Origin of the sequence: Haloarcula sp. NS06, from assembly GCF_051122755.1 — an archaeon.
Taxonomy (GTDB): Archaea; Halobacteriota; Halobacteria; order Halobacteriales; family Haloarculaceae; genus Haloarcula.
Window position 1 is genome coordinate 638,084 of record NZ_CP184844.1, and the last position, 26,522, is coordinate 664,605.

Consider the following 26,522-nt stretch of genomic DNA (forward strand, 5'->3'; position numbering starts at 1 on the left):
CTACACCCCATCATCGCTACGCGGCTAGTAGTTGTCAGGTTTGGTAGCCGAATTACCCTTCATTTCAGGAGTGCTGAAGGTGACATTGTCGATGGGATCCCCCACGGCAGTGAGAAACGCATTGAGTGGCTCGGCCTGGCTGCGACCCCAAAGTGGGCCGTACGCATCCCACTCATCAGCTAACCGGACGACAACGGAGCTGTTCGTCCCTTCAGCAGTGTCGCTTTCATATATTTGGTACACACGGAGTATATCAAGAACGACAACCTCCCCATGCTTGTCGTGTTCATAGACTGTTCCGGCCTCGATATACATACCACCCCCTACAGATTCTTATGATATAATCAATCGGTCTTTTTGCATTCTTCTTCAATCTCTGGAAACACATTGGAGGTCCACGGAATACAAATTCTACATTGACAAATCGTTATACATTGGGTCTATTACGGAAACCGAGATATCAATTAAACCGGCATCTTCAAACTTCTTGTCGGTCTTATGAATATATGGCTACTCTCCGGAATAAGACAACAGAAGATGGATCGATCGTTAGATGGAAGCCCCATCCAGATCATGCGCGACCGAGTACGTATCAAGTCACGCTAAGCGCCGTTCGACTACTTAGAAAGATGGGATATTCTGCTCCCTCACCAGGCGATGAAGTCGAAATACCACGAGATGTCTGTCGACCACTCAGGGTTCTAGGTGACCTTCATTTCAAATCTGAAACCCCGGGTGAAGTTGAGCTTGGTGGTGTTTCAAAGGTGACAAAAAAATCAGTTGAATCTCTTTCTGATGAGCAACAAGATATGCTTTGGTCTTATGTTGATTCTCACGCCTATGTTGGCGGAAAGGCTCAAGATCTTTTACCACGTAGTTCTAACTCATCATCACCAAATAAAAAGAACGCACCAGCGAACAAACCCCAAAAGACAGACTACAAGCCGTCCGAAGCAAATCCTAACTTTCCGGGAATTATACCCTCGAAAAACGTCCATATCGGACAGATTAATCGATTCAGCAACAACGGCAATGCGATGTTGGAACCACGAGAGGGCCGAGAACTCAATATCGGTTCACTCCCGAGAACCACGGAGGGCAAAATGACTATTGGAGGCCAGTATGCAGAGAGTCTTGCTTACTGCCTCACCCCTCAACTCTGGACCGGCAGTTACCGACATAAATTTCAGGATGATCTCGATGACCTTGGAGAGTATACTGGTCTTAGCGGATTGAACCAACTTCTCGGAATCAGAAATAAAGACTCACCAGAGAACCTATCAGAGTCCGATGTTTCCGTCTATATCAATATCATTGGTGATGGGTTTGGAATTGGTTTCCAGGGTCCGTGGAGTATCGTGATTTTGAGTGACCACCTCAAAGGTCACCAAGAAATCAGGGTCGAGATTGTAGACGATCATGAGGATATCTTAATTGCACGCCCAATTCCTCTCAACGAAGATTCAGAACCCGTTGGAGTTGGAGGTGAAATTAAAATTTCAGTAGATGATATCAGTGGTGACTATATTTATGGGACCTGCGGCCCACGAGTTGTCAAAGTCCAAAGAACCTCTTCACAACCAGACAAGTCACTGAGAGCAGCAATTACCGAGACCAATGGAGAACGAATTGTCGCCTCAGTTTCCGCTCTTCCGGAATCCAGTAGACCCACAGAAGACGAGGTCGTCACCTTCCATAAGGGTGTACTCGCTGAATATCCTGATATCCCTGTTATTACACCAGCATCGCTTCCAGATATAGATACTCACCTGTCACTTGTTGTTGTTAGTGTTGAAACAGATGGTGTGCGGGTAGAAGTACCGAAAAGAACCACTCATAGTACACTGTCTATCGGAGAAGAACTCTCTATAAAGGTAAATACTTGGAATGGGGGTATCGGTATAACCGACTATGAAAATATACCTGTTCAGATTGAAGGGGGACGACCACTCCGAGAAATTCCAATCAGGACTAAAATCACCGAATTCACCAAGGGTTCTGTGAGGGGTAAATTCCTACGAGCTGATGTTTCAGATGATTCTACAGAAGATGTTGATACCCTGCTTGAACGTGGTGCTGAGATTTTGCAACTTGGGGATCATGAAGAAGCAGCGACTGTCTTCGCTAATGCTGTAGAACTCTCTCTCTCAGATAATAGCTCACAATACAGCCGAGCTCGCCTACACGAAATTCTCGCAGTGTGTGAGTGTATTAAGGACAAGGAGGGGATGAAATCCGCGGTAGACTTCTTGAATACGATTGAAGCCAGCTCTGATGAAATAAATGAGCCGATTAAAAATCAAATTGATGCATATAATCGTATTCTTGAGGCCGATTGTCTAATAAGCGACGCAGCAAAATCGTCTGATAGCGTCACTGCGACAACTCATCGCAGGGATGCAAAGCATCTCCTTACCGAGGCTGCTGAGTTACTGATCAAGAGCGAGACCGATTTTGATATCCCGGCACAACCTGTTATTAATAGAATTTTAGCCCACGCTGCCGACAGATTGTTAATTACACCTGATTCAGTTACTCAGTATTTAGACTCAATCTCTGTAAACTATTAGGGCTCTTCCTATTGGTCCAAGAGAGCTACTGAAACCATCTCTGATTGAGGGTTTCAACAAGACTGAGATTGTAGAATCCGCAATGAACTTATGTACGGTGGGCCGAGCGCGAAGCATCAGAATTGGGCATGTTCCAGAGAAATATTGAACTTGAAAATATTCTGACGATAGGTCTGTTCAATGAGTTCGTAGTTTGGGTGCAGGTATTCATCGATGGCGTCAGGGAAGTCATCAATGGGTTGGACTCGGTCTCCACGCAGATACTGGACTTGTTCGCGTTCTAAACCCTCAGCGAGTCTCCAGAATGAACTGAACCAGTGACGTCCGTAGTGACTGGTGACTGGAGCACAATCATCTGTCTCCGAATATTCTGGATGGAACGCTTCCTTCCACTCATCATTGACTCCTTGGGGAGTCATTTGCGTAAATGTCCTCTTGGATAGGAATACCCACGGCTCGTCAACCTGTGGACGGGTCAGCAAGTGTCGTAGTAGTAACCAACGTATCTCATCGTCAATAGGGAGAAGACGGGGATTTGAGGATTTGTTGCCACTTCGGTCGTGGGGGATATACATAACATCACGCCGCTCTCCGAGTGCTGGATGTGTTCCGAGTTCCGGATACTGCTTTTGCAATTCCTGGTGGCTGATATGGATCTCTGAAATGCGGAGATTACAGACCTCTCCAGCCCGGATTCCTTCTTTCAGCTGAGTGCCAGTAATTGCCCGGCGACGTATATTGCTAATATGACTCGAGAAGGTCATAGAACGAAAATTGGTTTTGTGATGCCGTTTGAATCCAGCAGAGCCGAGTATGGTAGGAGTTCTCCCTGTCGTAACGCTAAAGAGTCGAACGGACCTTCTTATTTGTAAGATGAATACCGGAACCTATCGCCGGAGGTGTCGTTGTGGGCGTCGAGATTAGGGAGTCACCAGTCTCGGACGAGGCGTTCGACGCGATGCAGGAGTTCGTCCACGACTATCTGGCTGCCAGTGTCGAGAGCGAGGACGAGGGCGGCCGGATGCGCTGGTACCCCTGGCACTCGGCGGAGTACCGGTTCAACCACATCCTCAACGTCGTCGACATTTCGGCCACCATCGCCGAACGTGAGGGCGCAAACGTGGACGTGACCCGCGTGGCGGCATTGTTTCACGACATCGCAAAATTGGAGGCCGAACAGGACGTCCACGCGGAGGCCGGCGCCCGCATCGCCCGGGAGTATCTGACAGCACACGGTGACTACCCCGAATCGTTTATTGAACAGGTTTGCACAGCCGTCGAGGCCCACTCGTACCAGGGGCCGCTGAAGGACCTGCCTCTAGAAGTCCAGTGCCTCATTGAGGCGGATATTCTGGATAAGGTTGGTACCAATGGGACCGCCCTGATACTGTTGCGCATGGGCTATGAGTCCCGGACGCACATGGATGCGGCCGAGATGGTCGATCGCGTCATTGAGCGCGGCGAGGACGCACGCGAACGCGTCGAGAGCGACACCGCTGAATCCATCATTCACCAGCGACTCAAGCGGACCCGCTGGTTCCAAGAGTGGTTGGAGATGGAAGTCGCCGAAATGGCCGTCGAAGAAGACCTTGACGACGTGGCGACCGGGATGGGCGACCCATAGCATTCGCAGCAGGAATAGCCCGCCCCAACGAGAACGGCGACGCTGGCTCACCCATGTCCGCCTGACAAACAGCATTCTGAGCCCCGAAACCAGTGTCTTTAGCGGTGTTCAGCAGTCCGGTATAGCTCAGCCAATACGTGATTTCGTGCCTCTTTAGATTGGTCTTCTGATTTTGTTACTCTGATAATATATTTCCAGATGGATAAAGCGCGAGTAGTCAGTGATTCCTACCAAACCAGACATAATGACCCTGGTACTTATGAAAATCATACTCGGACCGTGGTACGTCTAATGAGAAAGTCCCTAAACCAACTTCCGAGCCCAACTCGCCGGACGCAACAATATTGATGGGATTGGCGTCAGTAGAATTACACGAACTTATACTGACTATGTCCGGAAAGTCTCTTACCTGTCAGTGGAGTGTCCAGGAGTAAGTGACAATCCTTCCCTCTCATTGGAGGATGTGAATACAGACGGTCTATAGCCTGCTACTTTGAGTCCAGCAGATTGGCAAGTATTTAAGCGGGTAGGGAGGGAACGCAGTTAATAACATATGTCCACGGTTCAAAAAGGAAAGATTGCTGACATTACAACCGGGTTTGATGTTCTAGATTACCTCGTAGAAGAAGATGGATTAAATTACGGTGAATTTGTTAGTATTCCTGAGGGACTCCGCCGGGATCAAGGCACGAACAACTGGTACGAAGCCCATCTCGTCGATTCAAATGGAAACGGTGTAATTCGCTACATCGAACTTGGACAGAGTAGTGATTCCCCATCATTTAGCGATTTAAAAAAGCACCTCAAACAGCAAGGCAACACAATCGATGAACTCTTTGTGGTCATTGCGTCCCGAGAAGCAGACGACGGCCCGCTAACCAGCCCGATATCTGACGACCTCACATTCCTCTATATTGCAAAGCAGTTCTCCTCAGAAGATGTCGAATACACCTTTGATCTAAAGTACTTCACCCCGGACATCACAGACATCAAGCCGATTTATTTAGATTTCCTTGACAATCTATATGTAACTCCTGGACAGAACCGGAATTCAATCGCAGCTGACGTTGAAGACACGTTCTCTGTTCGTGAAGTCACAAACACGTTCTACGAGCAGTTTGGAGAGATATTCCGAGAAGATCTGCAAGACGCAATCACCGGTCTGCCCGACCCGGACAAGAACCTAAATTCGTATACACGGATGGTCGTGAACCGTGTCTTATTCTTATTATTCGTTGAAGAGAAACGCTGGCTCAACGACGACAAAGACTACATCGAGAACAAATACAAAACGGCTCGTGACGACCCGGATATGCATGTCTACCACGACTTCTTCGAGCCACTATTTTTTGATGCCCTGTGCGACCCTTCACAGGACACATACGACTTCCTTGGCCGCATTCCATACTTCAACGGTGGATTGTTCGAGCAGAAATCCATAGAGGAGGATGTCTCAATCGAACCGGCGTTCTTTGACTCACTACTTGATCCGACTGAAACCGAACACGGTGAGCCGAACGGCTTCCTTCGCCGGTACAAATTCTCGCTCAGTGAATCAAACCCGAGCGAGCAGGAACTGATTGTTGACCCCGAATTCATCGGCCGTATCTTCGAAATGTTCATGCTGGAGGCCGAAAGGGAAGAAAAGGGCACGTTCTACACACCAAAACCAATTACGGAGTATATGGCGAAGAATGCGTTGAAACAGTACCTCTTGGAGGATTTCAGCGCACACGAAGACACAGTCATCAATCTCGTGGGGAACCACACCACACCGTCCGGAATTGATAACGAGACGATTCGCAACATGCGGGAGAAGCTCATGAGCGTCCAAGTGGTTGACCCGGCTGTCGGGAGTGGTGCCTTCATAATTGCCATGAGCGAGGAGCTGGTGGCAAGTGTGGAAGCCCTGACTGCCAGCCTTGACGATGATATAGACCGGTTTGAGCTTAAGCGACATTTCATCCGTGATTCATTGTATGGTGTCGACATCGACAGCGGAGGTATCGAGTTATGTAAGTTCCGCGTCTGGTTGTACCTCATTCAGGACCTCCGCATCTCGATTGATGACTTCACCGAGCAGAACGACCGTTACGCGCTCCCGAACCTCGGGTTGAAATTCTTCGTTGGGAATAGTCTTGTTGGCGACTACGAACCAACCGAGCTACGCGATACGCTTTTAAACGGTCAGTATCAGGGTAGTCTCTCCAGTGATTACAGTGAAGACGGGCTCATCAATCAAATAGCCACGCTCCGGCAAGAGTACGTCAATGCTCACAGTGAAGAAAAACGGGAAATTGACGCTGAATTGCAGCGTCTAACAAATGAACTTGATAAGAAAATCAGTTGGGAGTCCTCAGACCACTGGATGTCAGACGTCGTTGATGATCTTGACAACGGCAGCCCGTTCAAATGGAGTATCAATGTCCCGGAAGTCATCTTGGAAGGCGGGTTCGATATCGTCATCGGGAATCCGCCCTACAAGGGCGGAACAAACCCGGGTTACATGCCGTCGCTCAGCAGTTTCTACGAGGAACGCCGGGATGAATATGTGAAGCCGGTACGGAAGATGGTGTATGATCGGTATCAGAAGTTCGTCTTCCGTGGTGAGGAACTCGTTCGTGAGGGCGGGGTATTCACCTACATCGTGAATTCAACTTTCCGCACAATCGCCACGAAGACATCTACCCGAAACTTATTACAGGCGAACAAATTACAGGAGTTGCTATTCACGAACATCGACACGTTCGATGCAGCCGTTAACGCAGCAATTTTCACCTTACGACACACTGACGCGAAAGAACAAAACTATCAGATGAGGTATGTTAACGGGCTGGAAGCTCCGATAACTAGTTACAGGAATCTCATCCACATTCCAGCCCCAACGGGGGATGATATGATCGAACGCGTGACTGACTCTGATGATCTCGCGGCCTATCATACGCCGATTAGCACGTACCGGAAAAGTATTCGCAACAGTTTCTTTGAGCCGGGTGATATGGAAATGAGTATTTTTGACCAATACATCCAGCCAGCGGCGAATCTGATTGATGAATGGGAAGAGGAACTCTACGACGTTGATCGCCAACAAGAAAATCTTGATAAAATCAAAAGCCAGCATCTTGACGAGCTAGAACCTGGTGATGTGACATTACTTGGGCTTATCACATGGGGCGGCGAAGGCCTGAAATCGGACGATAATGAAGAGCATATGGCATATCTTGATGGAACAAGAGGAGCTGAGAAACTGAAGGAACGAAATGATGACTTCACGTACATCGAAAAGAACGATAATACGTACAAGTGGTTGAGTCGGGTTGTCCGCGAGTCCGATACGATAGCAGCAGCCAATCTCACAGACCGGGAAAAACATAAAGGGATCACTGACCCGGACAAGAACAAGTGGGTGAAGATAGAGAAAGGTGCGTCCAAGGACGATATCTATTACAAAGACGATACGTACTACATCGACTGGAGCCGCGATAGCCTGAAGAAAATCCACGACCGCCGAAATGCGCGACTTCACCTTCCATACTTTGCCGAAGACCGTGACCACACTGAAGCCGACGAGAGCGAGTTCTACTACTTCCGACAAGCTGTTTTCGCTTCTCGCGGCGGTGCAGGGAAATACAAAACCAAGGCCCGATATATCAACAACGCTGTAGTCGATTCCAGTGGCGTTGTCCTCGTCCCAACGACCGATCACACACCAGCAAAATACTTACTCGCAATCCTGAATTCAGAGGTAACAAAATATGTCCTCTACCACTTCATCAATGGGACACTTAACGTTCAGGTGTCTGATATGAGGGTCATCCCGGTCCCCCTCCCTACAGATGAGCAATTGGAAGCTGTTATCGATGGTGTTGATAAAGCAATTGCTGTTCAAACGGGGAAGAGCGATCGAACGCTCGATGACGTGCAAAAAGAAATCGACGAAGAAATTGCCAATATCTACGGCCTGGACGTCGAATACATTCCGCGTTGGTATTAATCGTTTAAATCCTCTGGTAATCCAATCCCTATGCCCGATTCACCGACTCCAAATCCGACCGACGACCCTGAACGAGAGGATGGCTCGCCGGACTGGACATCGTACTCCGATGTTTTAGACAATGAGACGTTCACTGTTAGTGACCGGGTGAATGCGCTTGCACCGCGCGCGAACACTCTCGACATCGCGGTTGGATACTTCTACCTCGGCGGCTTTGACTTGGTAAAGGACAATATCAAAGACACCGAAGAGGTTAGGCTCATTATCGGCACACATACATCCAGCCAGACGGTCAAAGAGCTGAAACGCGGGTTCAGTGAGAATTTAAATGAATTCGACAAGGAGGACGCTGAACCTGGAGTCAAGCGTCTATACGAGTTCATTCAGCTTGGGCAAGTGGATGTTCGGATCTATAATAAAGCGCGTTTCCACCCGAAGCTCTACCTGTTTAAGAACTCACCAAATGACGTTGACTTAGGTCGGGCGATTATCGGATCGTCAAATATGTCGGCAAGTGGGCTGCAGGGGAACGTCGAATTAAACGTCGAAAAAAAGGACAACGCTACGATTAGGTACCTCGAAAACTGGTACGACGAGTTATGGGCCGCCGCAGATGAATTTGATACTGACCTGATGGCCGATAGAATAGAGGACTCGCAGTTCGGTGACGCTGTCTCTGGCGGTGGTGACACGCCGCCCACACCGCCCGTGGTCGAAGGTCCACCAGTTGCCGACGTTAATACTATTTCCCCATATGAAGCAACTAAGCGCTTCATCGTCGAACAGTTCAGATATGAAGTGGATGACGGGACATTTCTGGAGGATATTCGTGGTGAATACGAAGAACAACTCACTGCATTCCAAGATGATGCGTTCCGAGCAGCTCGCCGACCGCTTGACAAGTACAACGGGGTGATTCTTGCTGACAGCGTCGGTCTTGGGAAATCGTACATCGGTGCACCACTCGTCAAAGAATACACGACATCGCTCGATGAGGTACTGGTCATCGCCCCAAACCGGCTAAAATCGATGTGGATGAACGACCTATTAGACGAAGATGACGGTGAATTCCCGACACGCGCCGATAAGACGTTCCTGAGTTTCGCCGGGCTATCTAGACTAAGTGAACAGGACATCCAGCGCCTGCAGAATGTAGACCTAGTACTGATCGACGAGGCTCACAACTTACGAAACACCGGGACACAACGGTATGCGAAACTTCAATCGATCGGGCGACGCGGGAAGAAATTCGTCATGCTGACCGCAACACCGATTCAGAACTCTGTCCGTGACGTTGAGAATGTCGTGAAAGTCTTTGCCGACGACGATGATTTCGACATTGAGTTACATGGCCGTACACCGTCTGACGCGTTTCGTGAGTATGATAACCTCAGCAGTCGAGATGACCTCTCCACTCACGAACAGTCGCAACTCGATGAATTAGAACAAGATATTGAATCTATCCTGCGAGAAGTCGTTATTTCACGTGACCGCCGGTACATCTTAGACGAATACGAAGAGATCACGATTGGTGGTGAGCCAATCAAAGTTCCTGACCGCATTCCACGGCTCGTCACGCCGGATGATCCAAGGCTTGATGACTTGTATGCAGAGATCATCGAAACGATTCTCGGACCGGAAGATGCCGATACTGGCGGACTGAACATCCCGTATGTGAGTGCCGATCGATACGATGCTGACGGCGATGAGGAAGAAGAGCTCATCGTTGAGTATCAGAACGCGAGTGTATTGATGCTGATCAACCTGCTAAAACGTCTAGAAAGCAGCTTCGCAGCATTCGAAGATTCCATTGACCGATTGATTCAACGCGAAAGGGTGACCCGGCAAATTGCTCGCGGCGAATTAAGCGACTCGAAAACGCGAGAACAAGCCGTTGAGCAAATCAGAGCAACGTTTACCGATGACTTCGCTAAAGATATTGACTTTGACGACGTCACCGAAGCAATCGGTCGCGTCAGCGGTGACAAACGTCAAGAAATTATCGAAGATATTGACCAAGACCTAATCGCACTTAAGGATTTGCGGGATAAGGCACAGTCAGTCTTGCAGACAGAAAGTGACGACGGGTTGCGTGATGCGAAGGTCATGCGTCTCCAATCTATTCTTGACCGGGAACTAGAGTCTGAGAAAGTACTAGTATTCAGTCAGTATGTTCCGACTGTCTATCACATATTTAAGCAACTGACGGGAGAAGACCCCGATAGCACACAAATCGCAGCCGTGGACGGTCGTGGAGGCGACCGGACTGTCGCGTACGTACATGGGGGCAAGCATTTTGACGAATCACTGGTTAAGCGGTTCGCTCCGCGAGCTCAAGACGCCGACGTCACCCCGGATGAAGAGATTGACATTCTCATAACCACTGACGTGCTTGGCGTCGGGCAGAATCTCCAGGATTCGCGGGTGCTTGTGAACTACGATCTTCATTGGAACCCGATGAAGATGGAGCAACGCATTGGTCGAATCGACCGGATCACCACACGCCACGATGAACTTCTCATCTACAATTTTGTCCCCACAGGCAATTTGAAGGAACAACTCGGGCTGATGGACAGGATTCAAAAGAAGATTCGTGACATCGCGCGAACGTTCGGTCATGCAGCCCCTATACTGGATACGGCAGAAGAGCAGGTCCACAAGACCATGATGACGTACGAACGGTTAGACGAAGACGGCGCGAACTTCGGTGACGACCGGTTAGAAGGTATCGGGTCAAAATACGATGATCTGCGAAGTACAGCCCGAGCCTTCTGTGAGGAACACGGCATCGAAATTGGGGAGTTAGAAGAAACATTGGAGGCTGTTGAAGGCCGTGAAGAGCCACAATACTTTGTGTTGCCAGAGCAGACCGACACAGGATTCGTTACGCTTGTGTCACTTGTATACGACTCTGGGCGAAAAGAGTGGCAAACGACCATCTTTGACGAAGACAACCTGCAACGAGATGAGGTCGCCGGACAGATGATCTTCGCTAATTTCCCACGTCGGACAACAGACGAAATAGAGATTTTCAACATAATCGCATCTGCAGATCCAACGCGCTACAGCATCCCCGAAGACGTGTTTGGTGTCGTGTCATCATTCACTGAAGATATTAGCTCCACAAGCACGTGGCAAAACGACATTCTTCAACGGGATGCGGGCGAAAGCCGGACAATAACGCGAGTGAAACGGTTATGCCAGTCTGTTCTGGATGCTGAGATGGATCTCGGTGTTGAAGACGAAGCAGAGGAGATAATCGAAATGATCTCTGACCGGGAGATGAGCGATTGGGCAGAACAACAGATTGAGACGATTCACCGCCGACGCCGGCGGTATGGGAGGGTTGGCACCATAGAGCGGTTACATCATAAATTAACGGCAGAGATTGAACTAGTTGAACCAGAACAAATAACGGATGTAGATGTCGCACTGACCGGAAAAATGGCTCCAACGATTACCCAACAAGAAGGGACAGACGAGTCGGATGAATGACTGTCTAGTGTATAATAACCATGGGTAGCTCTCCATCGAATCGTTGTGGTTACACATGGCCAGCCGATCACAAAATAGGCGACAAACCGAATCAGCAGAGTTGTTGCTGGCGAAAAAACTCTTCGGCTGAAGCCGACCGTTGTGTGCTCCACATTGATTCGGATGAAACAACAAAGTCTATACATAAAATCCAGGAGGCCCGAGCATCGGACGCAATACGAAACCAGAACTCGCCCTATCAGGAGTTACTTGACGGCGTAAATTTGCATAGCGGTAAATTCAAAAATAAAATAACACTTGAGAATGTCGCTTTGCGCGATAGTGATTTATCGGATGCTGATCTCTGCAGGGTGGAGCTCAAGGACTCTGACCTCACTGGCGCAAACCTCTCAAACACTAACCTGTCTGGTGCAGACCTTCTCCAGACGGATTTTTCTAGTTCGAATCTTACGGGGGCAAATCTCCCCGAAGCATATATGAGGGACACCAACCTGACCGACGCAAAGTTCAGGGATGCAAATCTATCCAATGCGGAGCTTCAACGTGCAGACCTGATGAACGCGGTGCTTAGGGATACCGACCTTTCCGACGCAGTGCTCAGAGATGCCAACCTATCTGGTGCGGATCTTCTGAGTGCTGACCTCCCCGAGGCGGACCTTTCGGGTGCCGACCTTTCTGATGCGTACCTCAGGGAGGCTGATATTTCTGGCGCGTATTTGTCGAATATTGACCTTTCCGACGCGAACCTCAAGCATGCCGACCTTTCCAGCGCGAACCTCCGGCATGCCGACCTTTCTGGTGCGGATCTACCAAATGCTGATCTCTCCCATGTGACCCTATCGGATGTTGTACTTTCAGACGCGGATTTCAGAGGCGCTGACCTTTCCGGTGCCGATCTCTCGGACGCAGATCTCTCCGACATGAATTTCTCGGATACCCAATTTTCGGATGGAAATCTATCGCAAGCTGACCTTTCCGATACTGATTTCTCAAACGCCGACCTGCCCAATGCTGTCTTTCAGGGTGCTATTATTTCCGGCACAGATTTCTCAAATGCTGACCTCTCCGGCGCAGATTTCTCAAATGCTGACCTCTCCGGCGCGAACCTCCGACATGCCGACCTTTCTGGCGCGGATTTCTCAAATGCTGACCTCTCCGGAGCGGATCTCAGGGAAGCAAACCTAAATAATTTATCTGTGAATGGGGGGACGATCGGTGGTCCTCTGTACGAGGGATTCAATGCTGACAAAATCAATTCATCCTCCAGGTTTTCACTCGGTTTTAGACAGCTATACGGAGGTTCCGACTTTGACGCAGGTGATTGGGACAGCACGGCACAGGCTTACCACAATCTCAAAACAGCGTTCAATAACTACGGTTTAATCGGTAAAGCCCGTGATATACATGTTAGGGAACGCCGTGCCCGAAGTCGTGAGGCGAAGGCCGTAGGAGGTTGGCGTGCCAGAAATTATTTAGGATCTCTCCTCTCCCGGATTTTCACTGGTTATGGCGTCAGGGTCAGAAATCTCCTAATTTGGATGGTGGCGTTGTTTGGGATTTCGACGATAATATACTCGTATGTGGGCGTCAGGCCAACACCCTTAGAAAATATCCTTTTCAGTGTCCTTGCATTCACAGTTGCTCCCCCATCGCCGCTGCCATCTAGTGTAGGAGCACAAGTTATTGTTATGTTCGAAACATTCTTTGGAACACTTTCTATCGTACTGTTGGGTTACATTCTCGGTAATCGTGAGCGGTTCTGATAATCTGTGATGCTATGCGGTTTGATTAAGACCCGTTTGAGCTAATGCCACTAACCTGACTTTGTTGAAATTCGCATATTTTGACAGATTCTACATCCCGAAATACCGCTTCATTATTCTACGTAACCAACGTGACTCCAGTGCGTCTTCGCCGAGTTCTTCTCTAACCATCTCATCATACGCTTCCTCTAATGTTAGCTCATCAGATACTACTCTATTCATTACTTCTATCCCCATCTCCGAACCCTCCTTAAATTCCCCTCGGATGAAGCTGACTAAAATCATCTTGTGAATGTACTGTTCCTCGTTTAGCAACATCCTGTTCCAGTGGTTCATGAAAACGAGGATGCTCGGTTTCGGGTTTTTTGGGTAGGGTTTGGAATCGGCATCAGGCATATTGACCGAGTACGCGAGGCTACCGACTACCATTGAGCGCATATATACAGGGATCGATAGCAAGATTGAGTAGATGCCAATGAAGAACCCTATACCGGCAGTGTTTAGTTAAGCGTGAAAGGTGAGGCGGACAGATTTCTTGCTGCCTATGCCAGAAATCAGCCGCCTCAGCGGAAATAGAGAGTGGGTTGATTTGGATTTTGTGGAGCGCGAGCGGACACCCGAGCCAGCGATGGCGCTGGGTATTCAATCGCACGTTGCGGGGCTGTCACTGTCGAATACCGTCGAATTACTCGATTGCCTGAGTGTCCAACGCAGTCGAAAAGCCATCCACGACTGGGTCCAGAAAGCCGATCTACAGCCAGAATCCGGGAAAGAACCAAATCAAGTCGCGCTCGACGAAACAGTGATTCGGATCAACGACAAGCAATTTTGGCTGTACGCCGCCGCCGATCCACAGACGAACGAACTGCTTCACGTCAGGCTGTTTACGACGACTACTACCGCTCTTACCGAAATATTTCTCCGTGAACTGCGGCAGAAGCACGATGTCGAAGCTGCCGTCTTTCTCGTGGATGGCGCTCAACACCTCCAAACCGCACTTCAATGAGCAAGGCTCCGATTTCAGATACGTCGCCACGGAAATCGGAACGCTGTCGAGCGAATTTTCCGAGAGCTGAAGCGTCGAACGTCGTCTTTTTCGAACTGCTTCAGCCACGTCGAACCGAAAACAGCCGAAAAATGGCTCCAAAGTTTCGCTCGCTGGCACAATGCTCCAAACTAAACACTACCGTTCGGATACTACAATGACAAGACAAACGAAGAGGTGCTTGCCGGTATGTACGACCGGCTCTCAGATGGTGGCGTTCTCCTACTTGAACTGGCGAACAAAGAAGGGGTGTTGAGTAACTTCGATACTGACGGTGTTTTTCCACTTGACAGTCAGGTGTACATTGAAACACGTGAGTGCGATCCCACTGACTCTCGAATGCAGAGTACGTTTCGGGTGCTTGATGATGATAGCGAGGAGTACCGTGGAAAATTCTCCTTTGTGGTGCGAATGTACGCGCCAATTGAATTGAAACAGATGTTCATGCGAGCAGGATTCGAAAATATTCGACTCTACGCCTCTTTTGACCGAACTGACCTTGCGTTTGATTCTCAGCGTTTGGTGGTGGCAGGTCAAAAGTCCCGATAAAAGATGTCGTTGTAGTCAGCGTGACTGTACGAGGGCGCTGACCTAATTGACCGTCTAAACAAGGCCCCTTTTCTGTATTTACCGTTCGAAACAGGCGTGCCGACCGTTCTATGACACCCTACACGCATATTAGTATGCGACTTCTTGGATACACCCTCTATTTTACACAGTTCGGACTACTTACCTTTGCGGAAGGAAGATAACTATGATCTCTCTGGACCGACTGGGTTAGGTCACCGGGTTCTCCAGAAGAAATACTAGTAGTTATCAGATGACGTGACCGCACACCTGCAGAGGGATGTCTCGGGGAACCGCGTTCCATATCTGCAAATCACTAGTAGATGGTTCGCTAAATTCGTCGGTGAGAGAATGACCTCGGTATCGAACGCGTCACTCCTCGTTGTTTTCTTCCGTGCCTCTTCGGATCGCGCCTCTATGCTGCTGGGCAATGGGGTCAGCTCCTTTATTAAGCGGTTTCGTCTCCCCTTGTTCGGAAGACATCTCGTCGATGAGCTGTTCCATGTGTTCGATAATCTGTTTGGGGTTGTCCTCGGGCTCAACGACCGCTTTGCCGTCTTCTTCGCGGATGGATACTTCTGTCCCAGCAGTAATCCCGAGGTCTTCCCGTATCTCTTTCGGTAGGACGATTCGCCCCTTCGAATCCACCTTGGCCATATCACACATAGAGTGGGAATTGATATAGCCGTTTTTCCATAGAGTGTTAATAAGGTCTAGTCTAAGTAGATAAATCGATTATCAATTACTGTTAGCGGCAGTACTTCCTGCTTCAATGACGCGCTTTGCAGATCTAAGCGTCCCTACGTGGAGCGCAATCTCTACAGTCGTCCGTGATGTCTAACGCCGCTTTTATTTCTCTGCCTATCTCAAACCCGGAGGCGGAACAGGATTGCTTAGGACCCACAACAGTTCCTGAAAGCGATTTCCGCAGGCTTCATTGCTTGCGAATTCGGCTACAGAGAGGCCTTCGACAGAACAAATTGCTAACTTCTAGAATGTTTGGAAAAATTCATGCCTTTAACCGTGGTTTCAAGCAAACATCTTGGTAATCGATATAGTGTAAGATCCACAATACTAGCTAACAATCGCTTGGAGAGCTATCGAGCACAGCTAGATGGCGGAGATGGAGAGGCGACCGAGCAACTATACGATGACCTCAGGAGGCCAGATTACAGAAACTTCTAGTCTGACTCAGTCCAGCTGAGTATGCTTGAATCGGATATTGAGTTTGAAGATATGTTTCCGATACGGCTCTTCTATGAGAGCATAGTTTGGATGCAGATAGTCGTCGATTGCACTGGGAAATTCGTTTAGTGGCTGGACGCGATCCCCCCTCAGATACTGAACTTGTTCTCGTTCCATCTCTTGAGCAAGTCGGCAATAGGAACTGAACCAGTGTCGACCATAGTGGCTCGTGATAGGCGCATTTTGGTCTGTCTCTGCATACTCTGGGTGGAAGGTCGTCTTCCATTCTTTATTAACTCCTTGTGGGACCATCTTCGTGAAGGTGCGTCTGGAAAGGAAGGCCCAAGGTTCATTTACCTGCGGTCGAGTCAGCAGATGACGGAGTAATAGCCAGCGAAGTTCGTCGTCTACTGGGATGAGGCGGGGATTCGAAGATTTGTTTCCATCTCGATCATGCGGGATATAGATCGCGCCTTTGTGCTCTCCGAAAGCTCGGTGAGTACCCAACTCTGGATACTGGGTCTGTAACTCTGAGTGACTGATGTTGATATCTGAAAGCCGAAGGTTGCAGACCTCACCTGCACGGAGGCCTTGCTTCAACTGTAAACCGATAATCGCCCGACGTCGGATGTTCGCAGTTTGGCGGAAAACACTCCGGAGGTTCGATAGCGAAAGTACATAGTGATCCTTTTTCTGGCTTTTACCCAGTCGCGTTTCCTTACGAGCCAGTGTGAACGGATTCCAGTCTGGTGGATGTGGAAAGTTGGATTTCTCCTGCCAATATTCATATGCTTGAGTTAGTCTCGATAGCTTTCCCTTGATGGTCTGTGGGTTATTCGCGTGAACATCCCGGCGCCACTCAATGAACCTCTGGACGTGTTTCGGATTTGGGCATGCAGGGTGACGATTTGCAGTGATCGCTTGGATGTGCTTTCGCCATTGTCGGTATGTACGTCGATAGTGGTCTAGCGTTTCAGGATCTTCAATCGAATCTCGGTTGTTGAGGACATTGGCGATGAAATATTCGAACGGGTCGGGAAGGTCCTGAAACTGATCACTGTATTGGGCCAGTGGGTCAGTTTCTTGATTAAAAGCCGAAGCGAATTTTTTATCGACTTCATCAGTCTCCAATCTATCTGAGGCAGTAGTTCGACTCTCATCACCACTACCCACGGCCAACCACCTCGGGGCGGTTATCGATACGGTACATCCAAATGTCGTGTGTAGCCTCGTATTCGATTGCCGCTAAGAGGAGGGGATTGTAGAGATGCGGATGTCGGTAATTCTCTTTCAGATAGTCATAGAACCTGTAGATTCGAACGAAGTAGTGTTCATAACAGGTACGCAGGCATCGATCTCCATTCAGAAGATGTTGGGACCAGGCATCTACATCTTCTGGTGTTGCGAGCGCGTGGTGCCTCCCACACTCAGTCATATGTGATAACCAAGATTTTTCGGCTTTGTGAGCCGCTTCTTTCATATGATCCGAATCATATTTTTCGAGTAGAACTTCGTCTCGGTACTGCTTCCAGGTGTCTTCATTCTGGTATTGAACAGTATAGGTTTCGAGTCGATACCGCGAGGGGATTTGTTCATACTCCTGAAATGGCCCTGCGAACTGTTCCGGCTTAGTTCCCTTTCGACGATTCATGTTATATCTCGAAATCTGTGGCAGGCCTGCATTTACTCAGGTTTCTATGGAATAGTAGCGGCCGTCCCGTTTCTCGATTAGTTCTCCCTCAAGCGCGTCCAGATGACCAGCGACTCGGCCGGGGACAGTATTAGCGACCTGCTGTATGATTTCGGGAGAGGTCACTCCCGAATTCGATTCCACAAAAGAGCGAATATCGGCATACTCTGTCTGATGCAGTTGACGCTCAAGTTCCTGATTCCTTTGGCGCTGTCGCTCAAGTTCTTGATGAAGCTCTGCGTGTTGCTGTCGGAGCTGTCGGACTGAATCACTAGTAGTTTCCTGAAAATCGACTTGCTTACGCCCAGCTTCCACCATCCGAATGATGTACTGACTAATGGCTAAATCAAGTGAATCTGCATGGTCCCTCCAGGAATTATAGAGAGACTCCGGTGGATAAGTCGTCGCAACGGCTTTTTCATCGGTGATATCTGGCATTGATGATTGAGGAGGCAACTTACTTTATCTTCCCGAGATTAGCTCGGGTATTTAGCTACGTAATCTATCACCCATTGAATAGACTGATCGTTATCCCTGATTTGCTGTTTCATCTTTTGGAGTTCCTTTAACATCGATTGTACTGTTTTGTTGATCAATTTGATACGCAATGTGGGAAACTTCATTCACGGAGATTCCAAGTAGTTCAAGATCTGATGGAGAAAGATAGATACAGACACCCGCAATATTATCGTTATATGTGCTAATACGAGCACGACGTTTCTTCAATTGACCTCTATCGTCTCTTTTTAAAATTCTAGGTGGAGTGTCTCCCATATAAAATAGAAGTTACAGTGTTGTTTTGAAATTCACATGAGAATACTCGAGATGATTTCTCTCTTTCCAACTAATGACTTTCATACCATTTGAAGATACATAAGAACTCATACTATTCCGTAATTTTGATGATCTGCTCATTAATTTCCTTGGACTGATTTTAGTATAAACATACGTAAAAAGGCAGTGGGTACTGAATGGTCATTTGACGCCCAAAAGAGGAGACTTGAGTGTCTGAGATGGTCATTCCGTGACCATCTTGCAGTTCTGATATATCTATATTACCAGCCCAAATATATAATTCGAGACAGGTAAGCATTAGTAAAAGAATTACTATAATTCTATCTATGGTTGACTTTCGTTATCATTATCGTGAAACAGATCTCGTATCTGTTCTTCGTATTCAGACTCAGAGAATGAATAATGTTCTTCTGTTGTCGATAAGTTGTCATGATCTAACGCATCACGGCGCGCTTTAGAAGAAAGACCAGCCTCCTCAAGTAGGTGAGCAAATGTATGTCTGAGTGTATGAGGAGACACACGATACTGACGCCGAACCCCATTCTCTGTATTATGATGTCTCTTTTCTGCTTTACTGAATTCCCTCTCTGAAACCACACGCTGGATCCCGGCTTTATTTGATGCATCGTGAATAATGTCCCAGAGTGATTTATTGCTGTTTAATTTTTTATCAGTTCTTGACGGGAATAAATAGCCGCTATTTTTAGATGAATATGCCTTACGCTCAACCCTTATCCATCGCTCCAGTTGCATCGCTAATTCATCAGAAATTGGGATATTTACAGAACCTCCACTTTTTGTGTTCTTAACGTCAATCATGTTGGACTGTAGATCAATCTCAGACAATTTCATTAAACGTAGGGCTTCATTTCGTGCACCGACTTCACCACCAACTACGACCAATAATTTGTCACGGAAACAATTGGTTGCTTCACACAGCTTTTCTAATTCAGTAATCAGTAGTGGTTCTTGATCGGGAAGTGTTGGTGTATTAAAGTCTGATGCGCTTATATTGTCGAGCAGGAACAAATCTAATTCGGGCTGTGTCTCCTCCTTGAGGCGAAGAAACTCGTACAGATTTTTTATTGATGTGAGATCATTGGATATTGTTTTCTTAGAAAGATTTTGTTCAGCTCGAGCCCCCAGATGGTCCTTTATTTCCATAATGGTAACCTGATATGGGGAGAGACCCTCTCGATCGAGATACCGTCCGTATTGACGCAAGTTCGTCTCATAGCTCTTTGCCGTGGATACCTCTACATTTGAATCGACAATCGTGTTCAAGTACTCATCTGCTACTTCCATACCTGTGTCAAATGAGTGGTTTTTTTCAGACATTATTTTTTGATTTTGTATTCAACTGTCTCATCGTTGGATTCTTTTTCCATCAGTTCTTTTTCAATAAGTGCCTCAGTTGCTTTTTGAGTCTCTAAAACACCGTAATCAACAGCTTCCACTAATTCAGCCAATTCGAGCTTTCCTTCGTCGAGCAACACTGACTGCACGCTACGCTGGACTGAAGCCGGGTTTAATTTGGACTCATTTTGAGTTTTCAACTTTGCAGGTGGGGGTCCCGTCATTCTGGTTTTGTCATCTGGGTCCTCAACCGCTTGGCGCAATTCGTCAATTTCCCGTCTGAGTTCTTCTAGAGTGGACAGCATCTCTTTCCGTCTCTCTTGTTCATCCAGTGAGGATTCATACGACTGCACCGCACAGCGAATAAATCCACTTACATTGCTTGAATGATGGTCTTCAGCGAGTTCGATCAATCGTTTATCAAAGTCAACAGGGAGCGAAATTCGTCGACGGGTAATTTCAGTCATTGCTGTTTAATTCCTGACGCCTGTTTCTCTCGTTTTTTGTAGCTGTGGCTTTCAACGCGTCTCCTCTCGATGGAGTCTGAAACTTCTCGTTGTTCCATGAGTTTACTTGATAGTCTTGATTGATGCCCCGACAGTCAGACAACAGGCGTGTCTACTCAGTTAACTTATTACCACAACTAATCTGCAATTGCGCCCGTATATTCAACCGTCGTGTTGCCTGCTAGTTGTTACCGTGACTGCGTGGCAATATTGTTATGGTTTGCTTGACATATAGATATTGCGATCTGGCCAGTATATAAAGAAAACAAGCGATCGCTCTCACATCTGGCGATCTGATACAGAGGAGTTGTAATAACTACAATCTGCTGAGCTACAGATTCAGAGAAAATAACATTAATTTAATTTGTTGAAAAGTTCATCTTCTAAGCTATGTGAGTGGTATAGCTTATTTTCGTGGTCAAGTTATAGATTTTACTTCCGTAGTACTAATCGAGTGCTTAGCTAATCTATACCACTTTTTATACCTTGATATGGAATGTCCAAATAATGCAAATCCGCTGAATTTCAGATCTGAGGGACTGAAGCTTATTTAATCCGTAGAAGGCGTTCTCTTCTGAGCTATCGGGGTGGTGTGAATTTTTGCCGGATTGGTGCAAATTTGTCGTCCCTTCGGTGAGTGTAGCCCCGAGTTGTATCTAGACTCGTATGATTAGCGACCAACTGCCGATAAGAAATATCAACGCCGGCATCTGCAAGGAGTGTGATGAACGAATGGCGGAGCACATGCGGCGTTACACGGTACCACTGTCGTGTATCTACCTCTTCTCTTTTTGTTCTAACCTGTGACTCCCCAATGACTTCCTGTAACCCAGCTTGGTCAGCTGCATCACGGATAATTCTATTCAGACTACTGTTCGTTTCAAGCCTCACACCATGCTGACTCGGAAACAGATACGGGCTTTCCCCCGAGTTCGCGTATCCCCTCCTGTGATGTTTTAGCCAGAAGTTTAGTTCGTATGCTAAATCATCACTCATCGGGACATCGTATGGTTTTGACCCCTTCGGGTTGGGTATGTGGATTTCCAAGTTGTCAAAGTCAATGTCGGCTATTCGGAGCTCACGGAGATCCGAATTTCGAAGACCAGTCTCAACTGCGACCACGGCAATGAGCCGATTCCGATAAGAATCAAAGGCATCAAACAATTGTCTCAACTCTTCTCGGGACAATGCTTCTCGTTTGATTGGTTCCGGTGTCCGGTAGCGACTCACATCAATCTCAGTCAATCGCAATGGCTCCAGTGAAAGTTCATCTCCGACTTCCGTTCTGAGTCGAATGTATCGGTACATTTCTGAAACAACCGATACTTTCCCCTCAATCGTCGATTGGCGATTCCCTGTCCGAACGCACTCTTCTACGAACTCTAAGACATTATTGAACGTTGCATCCATGACTGATGTCCCGCTATCGTGAAGAAACAGAACATAGCCACGGAGTTGAGACTCGTAGGTATCTTTGGTACTTGCTGCCAACTTTAGCCCCGTTGCGTGCTGTAAGTATTCTCTGGCATGCCCGTCTGGTACCTGGATATTGCTAATGTCTTGGTCTGATGTCACCGCTCTCCCTCCCTATTCCGAGAACTGTTACTCCGGCCAGCAAGCCCGAATCGCTGTCGTCCGTCTCTTGTAATGACCACTAACCCTCTGTCGACTAATCGAGACAAGTTTGGCTGAAGGTGTGCTGGGGTCAGTTCTGTTTGTTCAAGTATATCTCCCAGACGTAGTGGGCAATGAGCATTCTCTAAAATCTCAACTATGGAGGACATCTCATCTGTCAGTTGGATGCCACACAAAATCGGTTGAGAGTCCACGTTTTGTTTTTCTTCAGCTGTCTCTACAGGAATCTCATCAAGCTTAGATTGCATCTCTTGAACGGTATGCTCCACATTCTCCAACTTTCGCTGTACCTGCTGGAGTGCAAATTGTCCTTCTCCTTCGAGGATTTGGCGATGGCTCTCAATTGCAGCACGTAAGCAGAGACTCACGTTCCCTTGGTAATGCCGTGCAGCCATCTGCTGCAACGTGAGGTCAAGAACCTCAGTGATCGTGAATTTTCGACGAATGAATGTTGGATCTTCATCTGTCATTGGGGCTCACCGATACCCGTTCCACCGAAAGCAGTGAGTGTGAGGTGACTACTAGCGAGAATCATAGCGGTACCCCCTCAAGCGAACCCGCAGGAATCAACCGATAGGCTTTTCGCCAAACTTCCCAGACTCGCTTGACTGTTCCTGTAGGCACGATACGCTGTTGATTATCGTCAGTTATTCGTGGACCCTGAAACTCCTCCTCAGTAAGTCCATAGTCTCCAAGAGATTGCCCGAACTGAGACTGTAACTGAGACTCAACATCGACGTGGGTAAGTCCACGAAGCGAAGGTATTTCGATGTCGGTTGTCATCAAACAAGTCCGAAGACGCTGTAAAGTGGCTTGATCAGTAGTAATAAGGAGTGTATCTTCATAACGGTGGTCTCGCAATTCACCGAGAAGATCATCAAGAAGATCGCATTGCGAGTGAAATTGCTTCCCTGATAGACTTGCTGCTGTCGTCCTCACCAATGATTCCGGATTTCCGACTCCGAGTTCCCAGTACTCGATTTTTTTGTCGGAGTTCCGTGAATCTCGGTGTATCTCGGAGTGCTCGATCCGGCCAGTAATCAAGAATAACCAGCTCTCTCTGAGATCATCGAGGTGTAGCCAACTATCTTGAGACATTGTAGTCTCCTGAACGTAGTTGATCGTCTGGTTCCGGTCCACGAAGCAAGCCTATGGAATCGGTTTCAAAGCATGTCGGACACTGCGGGGGATGTGTCACATCTCCGTTCCATTCTACCGAATCCCAAGTGTATGTTCTATCGCATCGAGTGCACTCCCAGTCGTAGACGCCGTATTCGTCCGCCAAGTCTTCGTGCTCAAAGGCAATTGATGGTGTTAATCTCGCATCTGCATGGGATTCAAGATAATTAACCAGCTTTTCATATGGATACCCTGAGTACCGCGTCAAAAGTCCAGTGGGTCCACAATTAGAGGGGTGTCTATGCCCCTGTCCACACCGTTCATGATAAGCGCAGAACTCACACTCCCAGTCACTTTCAGGCTCGTCGGGAGGGAGTTCGTCAGAGAGACGGTAGTGGGTGTGTTCAGCTGCCCACTCGAGGACTATGTCTTCCCAGAATTCTGGATCGAACTCAATGTGAAATATCTTGACGTCCATTGTCTCCCTACTCGCATACATGATGACTCCATTAGTCAGATCGATGTCGTACTTTTCTGAGAGTCCGACCATGTACGCGTGTATCTGAGCGAGGTGGGCCCGGTTCGGCTTGGTCGTGTTCTCTACAGAAGATTTGGTCTTAATTTCTGTCGGGAGGACTGGAATAGCATCTACATCAACGATAATTGGGTCTGTTTCGCCTTTGATTTGTAACTCGGCTCCTTTGATTTCTACTCGGAAATCTACCCAGACAGAGTTCTGGACGTAGGTTTCTGAGTCTGTAACCGCACGCTCAAGAAACGGGAAGGCGATATCCTCTTCGAACCTCGTCCCGAACCAGAAGATTCCCTCAGGATCAGACCTTTCCTCGGGGGCGTTGCACTGCTGGTAGAACACCTTCCGATGGCACTTGAGTAGCCTGCTCGGACTATGTCGCTCGGGCTTAGGAATGGATGCCGGTCCATTGAAATACGGTGTTCCGTTCTCGATGTTCTCCCTGTACTGACGTTCGTCATACCACTCGCGGAATCGGTCTGGTGATAAGACATCACGTAATCTTTCTATCTGCGTTTCTGAATCGGAGGCTGGCTGCTGTTCTGTTTCCATGGCTGTTACTGGTGGCCGTTCCCTTCGGCCACTACTATTTCTGCTGAGGATGTCTATCGGTTTGCTCTATGAGCGATTGCGATTACTCTACTCTTTGCTCTCATTAGACTGTTCAATGAGTGCTGAAAATACATGGACGGTAGGAGTGTTCGTATCAATCAGCAATGCTGCGAGATCGAAATTGACAGCTGGTCTGATAACCTGTCTCTGGGAGTCATAGATGATAATCCCCGCATCCGAAAGTGTGGGTAGATGGGTCTGCGAGAGAGCATTGTAGGCATTTCGATATGGTTCACCAGTAGCCTGCCGCTCGGGAACGCCCAATTCAACAGCGGCTATTTTACGTGCCAACTCTCGTGTCGTGAGCCTCTGGTTATCAGCTTCTTTCAAAAATTGGATAGCATACCTTCGGCGTGCTGCGCGAAGGGCATGATATAATGAAGAGATGAAATCGTCTAGCTTGGAGATGTCTGGCATGATTGGCTGATTGTGGGCCCTTCTTGTGAGTCAGGCATGTCAATAGTTGACTGTTCTATCTTCAACCACAAAAATCTATGTCTATAAATATGGTATACTATGTCCATAGGTAGGTTTCCACCTGTCCTTAGGTTTCGTTTTTCTGTAGTAGGGAGTAGATGAGGCCTCGGATAGAGTGGATGACACAGGCGGATGAGCGTATTCTTGAGTTTCTACAGGAGAAAGACATTGTAGCGTCGCCTTCGGTCATTGCGGCTAACATCGACTATACTGGAGAATACATTTCCCGGCGATGTCGTAAACTGGAGGATGCAGGTCTTTTACAACGGGTAGATGCCTCAAATTACCGTCTTACCAATCTCGGTTATCGATTTTTGACCGGAGAGGTCGACGCAACTGAAATAACACAGAGCGGCGGGTCGGAAAACGTGTGAATGGACCCCTGTATTTTACTAAAGTGGAGAGAATTAACCGGGATTGCTTAATCATCGGTACTGCGATTATTACTACGCTTCCTTATTTCACTCTACTGTCGAGGCAGTTGGCGTAGGTGTTGATATTAGGCATTCTTGTGTTGCCAGATGAATATATAAATTGACCTTCTTCTGAGTGGGCCGTAAACAGGACGATCTTCTCGCTATCCGCCAAAGAAGTCAGTCGGTCAGCCCTCCCATTGCTTACCACAAAACACGATACACCTCGCCTTGAAACGAAAGGTAACGAGATAGTATGCCGCCCTCGAATAATCAAGACTCGATGAGTTATGATGAGGATGCAGGACGGTTCCGATTTGGAGCTGATTTGAAAGCCAACATCGAAGAGAAGCTTAGTGAGGTCTCTGATGAGGCGTATGATCGACTGTTAGATCTCGTCCGGCTTGAGCCCACTAGCAACTCTAAACTGAAGAACCAGTGAGACATGGCTTCGGGAAGTGAGGTTCAGCAGTATCTGGAATCGGAACTAAACCCGTTCTATTACAGGGGGATAACAGTTACATCCGCGTGACAAAAGAGGCGAAAGATTTTGTCCGTAAAAATAGTGGTCTGAACCAGTACGTGACAGAAGAGTCAGACAGTTCCGAGGATGTGTCAGAGAACATCCGCAACCGAAACCTGTTGATGGATCTGGTTTCGGTAGCGCAGAGCCTCGGCCATCTACCGGACGAGGATGAAATTGAGGCCAATTCTAACTACTCTGCTGACCGGTTTCGTGATGAGTTCGGAGGCTTGTTTAAGGCTTGCCAAGAGGCAGGCATTGTTCCGGACTACGTGACGAAGGAAGACTACACAGAAGTAACAGAAGCGAAGAAAGAGCAGGAAGACGCAGAATCTGGGGATGAAGAGTCGGAGTCTGAACCGAGTGGTCCTTCGGAAGCAGAGCTGATTGAGGAACTGCAGTGGGTTGATGAGGAAGTTGAGGGGATTCCGTATCCAGCGGATATGAATGAGTCCGGTGCCTTTTCTGCCCATGATTATCAGGAGGCGTTCGGGTCGTGGGATGATGCGCTGGATGCTGCAGGTATTGACAAAGAGGAGCAGTTGCTGGAGGATATGCGTTTAGTGGCTAAGCCGGATTAGTAAAATCATCTGAGCAACATTCAGTGTGCAAGTAAAATAC

Annotated in this window: 22 protein-coding genes and 1 pseudogene; 10 read left to right on the plus strand and 13 right to left on the minus strand. The window is 47.9% G+C overall.

Annotated features, from left to right (window positions below):
• Positions 1 to 24: 24 nt before the first annotated feature.
• Positions 25 to 315 carry a hypothetical protein gene (locus ACODNH_RS06985; RefSeq protein WP_434531156.1) on the minus strand — a complete coding sequence of 97 codons (291 nt, stop codon included), beginning with the start codon at positions 313 to 315 and terminating at the stop codon, positions 25 to 27.
• Positions 316 to 629: 314 nt separating this feature from the next.
• Between ACODNH_RS06985 and ACODNH_RS06990 the strand changes: the two genes are divergently transcribed.
• Entirely contained in the window at positions 630 to 2,570 is a 1,941-nt protein-coding gene (locus ACODNH_RS06990; RefSeq protein WP_434531157.1) for a hypothetical protein, read from the plus strand.
• 116 nt (positions 2,571 to 2,686) lie between these two features.
• Here the strand turns inward: ACODNH_RS06990 and ACODNH_RS06995 are convergent, their stop codons facing one another.
• Positions 2,687 to 3,334 carry a tyrosine-type recombinase/integrase gene (locus tag ACODNH_RS06995; protein WP_434531158.1) on the minus strand — a complete coding sequence of 216 codons (648 nt, stop codon included), beginning with the start codon at positions 3,332 to 3,334 and terminating at the stop codon, positions 2,687 to 2,689.
• 143 nt (positions 3,335 to 3,477) lie between these two features.
• On the opposite strand from ACODNH_RS06995, the gene ACODNH_RS07000 reads away from it, so the two are divergent.
• The 4 genes from ACODNH_RS07000 (at position 3,478) to ACODNH_RS07015 (ending at position 13,446) form a co-directional block, all read left to right on the plus strand.
• Complete coding sequence (locus ACODNH_RS07000; protein ID WP_434531159.1) at positions 3,478 to 4,194, plus strand: HD domain-containing protein; 717 nt, start codon at positions 3,478 to 3,480, stop codon at positions 4,192 to 4,194.
• A 553-nt stretch (positions 4,195 to 4,747) separates the two neighbouring features.
• Positions 4,748 to 8,188, plus strand: a complete 3,441-nt coding sequence (locus tag ACODNH_RS07005) for an Eco57I restriction-modification methylase domain-containing protein (RefSeq protein ID WP_434531160.1) — start codon at positions 4,748 to 4,750, stop codon at positions 8,186 to 8,188.
• A 30-nt stretch (positions 8,189 to 8,218) separates the two neighbouring features.
• Entirely contained in the window at positions 8,219 to 11,683 is a 3,465-nt protein-coding gene (locus tag ACODNH_RS07010; RefSeq protein ID WP_434531161.1) for a helicase-related protein, read from the plus strand.
• Positions 11,684 to 11,826: 143 nt separating this feature from the next.
• Positions 11,827 to 13,446: a pentapeptide repeat-containing protein gene (locus ACODNH_RS07015; protein WP_434531162.1), complete on the plus strand. Its 1,620-nt coding sequence runs from the start codon at positions 11,827 to 11,829 to the stop codon at positions 13,444 to 13,446.
• A 90-nt stretch (positions 13,447 to 13,536) separates the two neighbouring features.
• Here the strand turns inward: ACODNH_RS07015 and ACODNH_RS07020 are convergent, their stop codons facing one another.
• Positions 13,537 to 13,875, minus strand: a complete 339-nt coding sequence (locus tag ACODNH_RS07020) for a hypothetical protein (RefSeq protein WP_434531163.1) — start codon at positions 13,873 to 13,875, stop codon at positions 13,537 to 13,539.
• A gap of 115 nt (positions 13,876 to 13,990) precedes the next feature.
• Between ACODNH_RS07020 and ACODNH_RS07025 the strand changes: the two are divergent.
• Positions 13,991 to 14,626, plus strand: a pseudogene (locus ACODNH_RS07025) (IS6 family transposase).
• Positions 14,627 to 14,680: 54 nt separating this feature from the next.
• The gene (locus ACODNH_RS07030) at positions 14,681 to 15,040 is read left to right on the plus strand and encodes a hypothetical protein (RefSeq protein ID WP_434531164.1); all 360 of its coding nucleotides are present in this window, start codon (positions 14,681 to 14,683) and stop codon (positions 15,038 to 15,040) included.
• 390 nt (positions 15,041 to 15,430) lie between these two features.
• On the opposite strand, the gene ACODNH_RS07035 is transcribed toward ACODNH_RS07030, so the two are convergent.
• From ACODNH_RS07035 to ACODNH_RS07080, 10 genes are all read right to left on the minus strand, one after another.
• Positions 15,431 to 15,715, minus strand: a complete 285-nt coding sequence (locus tag ACODNH_RS07035) for an AbrB/MazE/SpoVT family DNA-binding domain-containing protein (RefSeq protein WP_434531165.1) — start codon at positions 15,713 to 15,715, stop codon at positions 15,431 to 15,433.
• A 534-nt stretch (positions 15,716 to 16,249) separates the two neighbouring features.
• Positions 16,250 to 17,416: a tyrosine-type recombinase/integrase gene (locus ACODNH_RS07040; RefSeq protein WP_434531166.1), complete on the minus strand. Its 1,167-nt coding sequence runs from the start codon at positions 17,414 to 17,416 to the stop codon at positions 16,250 to 16,252.
• A gap of 514 nt (positions 17,417 to 17,930) precedes the next feature.
• Positions 17,931 to 18,371: a hypothetical protein gene (locus ACODNH_RS07045; protein WP_434531167.1), complete on the minus strand. Its 441-nt coding sequence runs from the start codon at positions 18,369 to 18,371 to the stop codon at positions 17,931 to 17,933.
• Positions 18,372 to 18,461: 90 nt separating this feature from the next.
• Positions 18,462 to 18,707, minus strand: coding sequence for a hypothetical protein (locus tag ACODNH_RS07050; protein ID WP_434531168.1), 246 nt, complete (start codon positions 18,705 to 18,707; stop codon positions 18,462 to 18,464).
• Between the two features lie 345 nt (positions 18,708 to 19,052).
• A complete protein-coding gene (locus tag ACODNH_RS07055; protein ID WP_434531169.1) occupies positions 19,053 to 20,066 on the minus strand; it encodes a tyrosine-type recombinase/integrase in 1,014 nt (337 codons plus the stop codon).
• Complete coding sequence (locus ACODNH_RS07060) at positions 20,066 to 20,551, minus strand: hypothetical protein (protein ID WP_434531170.1); 486 nt, start codon at positions 20,549 to 20,551, stop codon at positions 20,066 to 20,068. Before ACODNH_RS07060 ends, ACODNH_RS07055 begins: the two co-directional genes overlap by 1 nt.
• Positions 20,552 to 21,169: 618 nt before the next feature.
• Positions 21,170 to 22,165: a tyrosine-type recombinase/integrase gene (locus tag ACODNH_RS07065; RefSeq protein ID WP_434531171.1), complete on the minus strand. Its 996-nt coding sequence runs from the start codon at positions 22,163 to 22,165 to the stop codon at positions 21,170 to 21,172.
• On the minus strand, positions 22,162 to 22,695 hold the full coding sequence (locus ACODNH_RS07070; protein WP_434531172.1) for a hypothetical protein: 534 nt from the start codon (positions 22,693 to 22,695) through the stop codon (positions 22,162 to 22,164). Before ACODNH_RS07070 ends, ACODNH_RS07065 begins: the two co-directional genes overlap by 4 nt.
• 614 nt (positions 22,696 to 23,309) lie before the next feature.
• On the minus strand, positions 23,310 to 24,428 hold the full coding sequence (locus ACODNH_RS07075; protein WP_434531173.1) for a CRISPR-associated protein Cas4: 1,119 nt from the start codon (positions 24,426 to 24,428) through the stop codon (positions 23,310 to 23,312).
• An 87-nt stretch (positions 24,429 to 24,515) separates the two neighbouring features.
• Positions 24,516 to 24,905 carry a DUF7344 domain-containing protein gene (locus ACODNH_RS07080; RefSeq protein ID WP_434531174.1) on the minus strand — a complete coding sequence of 130 codons (390 nt, stop codon included), beginning with the start codon at positions 24,903 to 24,905 and terminating at the stop codon, positions 24,516 to 24,518.
• 158 nt (positions 24,906 to 25,063) lie between these two features.
• Here ACODNH_RS07080 and ACODNH_RS07085 point away from each other — a divergent pair, with 158 nt between their 5' ends.
• The 3 genes from ACODNH_RS07085 (at position 25,064) to ACODNH_RS07095 (ending at position 26,482) form a co-directional block, all read left to right on the plus strand.
• Positions 25,064 to 25,339: a winged-helix domain-containing protein gene (locus tag ACODNH_RS07085; RefSeq protein ID WP_434531175.1), complete on the plus strand. Its 276-nt coding sequence runs from the start codon at positions 25,064 to 25,066 to the stop codon at positions 25,337 to 25,339.
• A gap of 484 nt (positions 25,340 to 25,823) precedes the next feature.
• On the plus strand, positions 25,824 to 25,910 hold the full coding sequence (locus tag ACODNH_RS07090; protein WP_434531433.1) for a DUF5797 family protein: 87 nt from the start codon (positions 25,824 to 25,826) through the stop codon (positions 25,908 to 25,910).
• The gene (locus tag ACODNH_RS07095; RefSeq protein WP_434531176.1) at positions 25,907 to 26,482 is read left to right on the plus strand and encodes a homing endonuclease associated repeat-containing protein; all 576 of its coding nucleotides are present in this window, start codon (positions 25,907 to 25,909) and stop codon (positions 26,480 to 26,482) included. The genes ACODNH_RS07090 and ACODNH_RS07095 overlap by 4 nt, the downstream gene beginning before the upstream one ends.
• Positions 26,483 to 26,522: the final 40 nt, after the last annotated feature.

Excerpts from the sequence above, each read along its gene's own strand:
- ACODNH_RS06985 (WP_434531156.1), bottom strand. The coding sequence starts at position 315 with ATGTATATCGAGGCCGGAACAGTCTATGAACACGACAAGCATGGGGAG.
- ACODNH_RS06990 (WP_434531157.1), top strand. The coding sequence starts at position 630 with ATGGGATATTCTGCTCCCTCACCAGGCGATGAAGTCGAAATACCACGA.
- ACODNH_RS06995 (WP_434531158.1), bottom strand. The coding sequence starts at position 3,334 with ATGACCTTCTCGAGTCATATTAGCAATATACGTCGCCGGGCAATTACT.
- ACODNH_RS07005 (WP_434531160.1), top strand. The coding sequence starts at position 4,748 with ATGTCCACGGTTCAAAAAGGAAAGATTGCTGACATTACAACCGGGTTT.
- ACODNH_RS07010 (WP_434531161.1), top strand. The coding sequence starts at position 8,219 with ATGCCCGATTCACCGACTCCAAATCCGACCGACGACCCTGAACGAGAG.
- ACODNH_RS07020 (WP_434531163.1), bottom strand. The coding sequence starts at position 13,875 with ATGGTAGTCGGTAGCCTCGCGTACTCGGTCAATATGCCTGATGCCGAT.
- ACODNH_RS07030 (WP_434531164.1), top strand. The coding sequence starts at position 14,681 with ATGTACGACCGGCTCTCAGATGGTGGCGTTCTCCTACTTGAACTGGCG.
- ACODNH_RS07035 (WP_434531165.1), bottom strand. The coding sequence starts at position 15,715 with ATGGCCAAGGTGGATTCGAAGGGGCGAATCGTCCTACCGAAAGAGATA.
- ACODNH_RS07045 (WP_434531167.1), bottom strand. The coding sequence starts at position 18,371 with ATGCCAGATATCACCGATGAAAAAGCCGTTGCGACGACTTATCCACCG.
- ACODNH_RS07050 (WP_434531168.1), bottom strand. The coding sequence starts at position 18,707 with ATGGGAGACACTCCACCTAGAATTTTAAAAAGAGACGATAGAGGTCAA.
- ACODNH_RS07055 (WP_434531169.1), bottom strand. The coding sequence starts at position 20,066 with ATGTCTGAAAAAAACCACTCATTTGACACAGGTATGGAAGTAGCAGAT.
- ACODNH_RS07060 (WP_434531170.1), bottom strand. The coding sequence starts at position 20,551 with ATGACTGAAATTACCCGTCGACGAATTTCGCTCCCTGTTGACTTTGAT.
- ACODNH_RS07070 (WP_434531172.1), bottom strand. The coding sequence starts at position 22,695 with ATGACAGATGAAGATCCAACATTCATTCGTCGAAAATTCACGATCACT.
- ACODNH_RS07075 (WP_434531173.1), bottom strand. The coding sequence starts at position 24,428 with ATGGAAACAGAACAGCAGCCAGCCTCCGATTCAGAAACGCAGATAGAA.
- ACODNH_RS07080 (WP_434531174.1), bottom strand. The coding sequence starts at position 24,905 with ATGCCAGACATCTCCAAGCTAGACGATTTCATCTCTTCATTATATCAT.
- ACODNH_RS07085 (WP_434531175.1), top strand. The coding sequence starts at position 25,064 with ATGAGGCCTCGGATAGAGTGGATGACACAGGCGGATGAGCGTATTCTT.
- ACODNH_RS07090 (WP_434531433.1), top strand. The coding sequence starts at position 25,824 with ATGGCTTCGGGAAGTGAGGTTCAGCAGTATCTGGAATCGGAACTAAAC.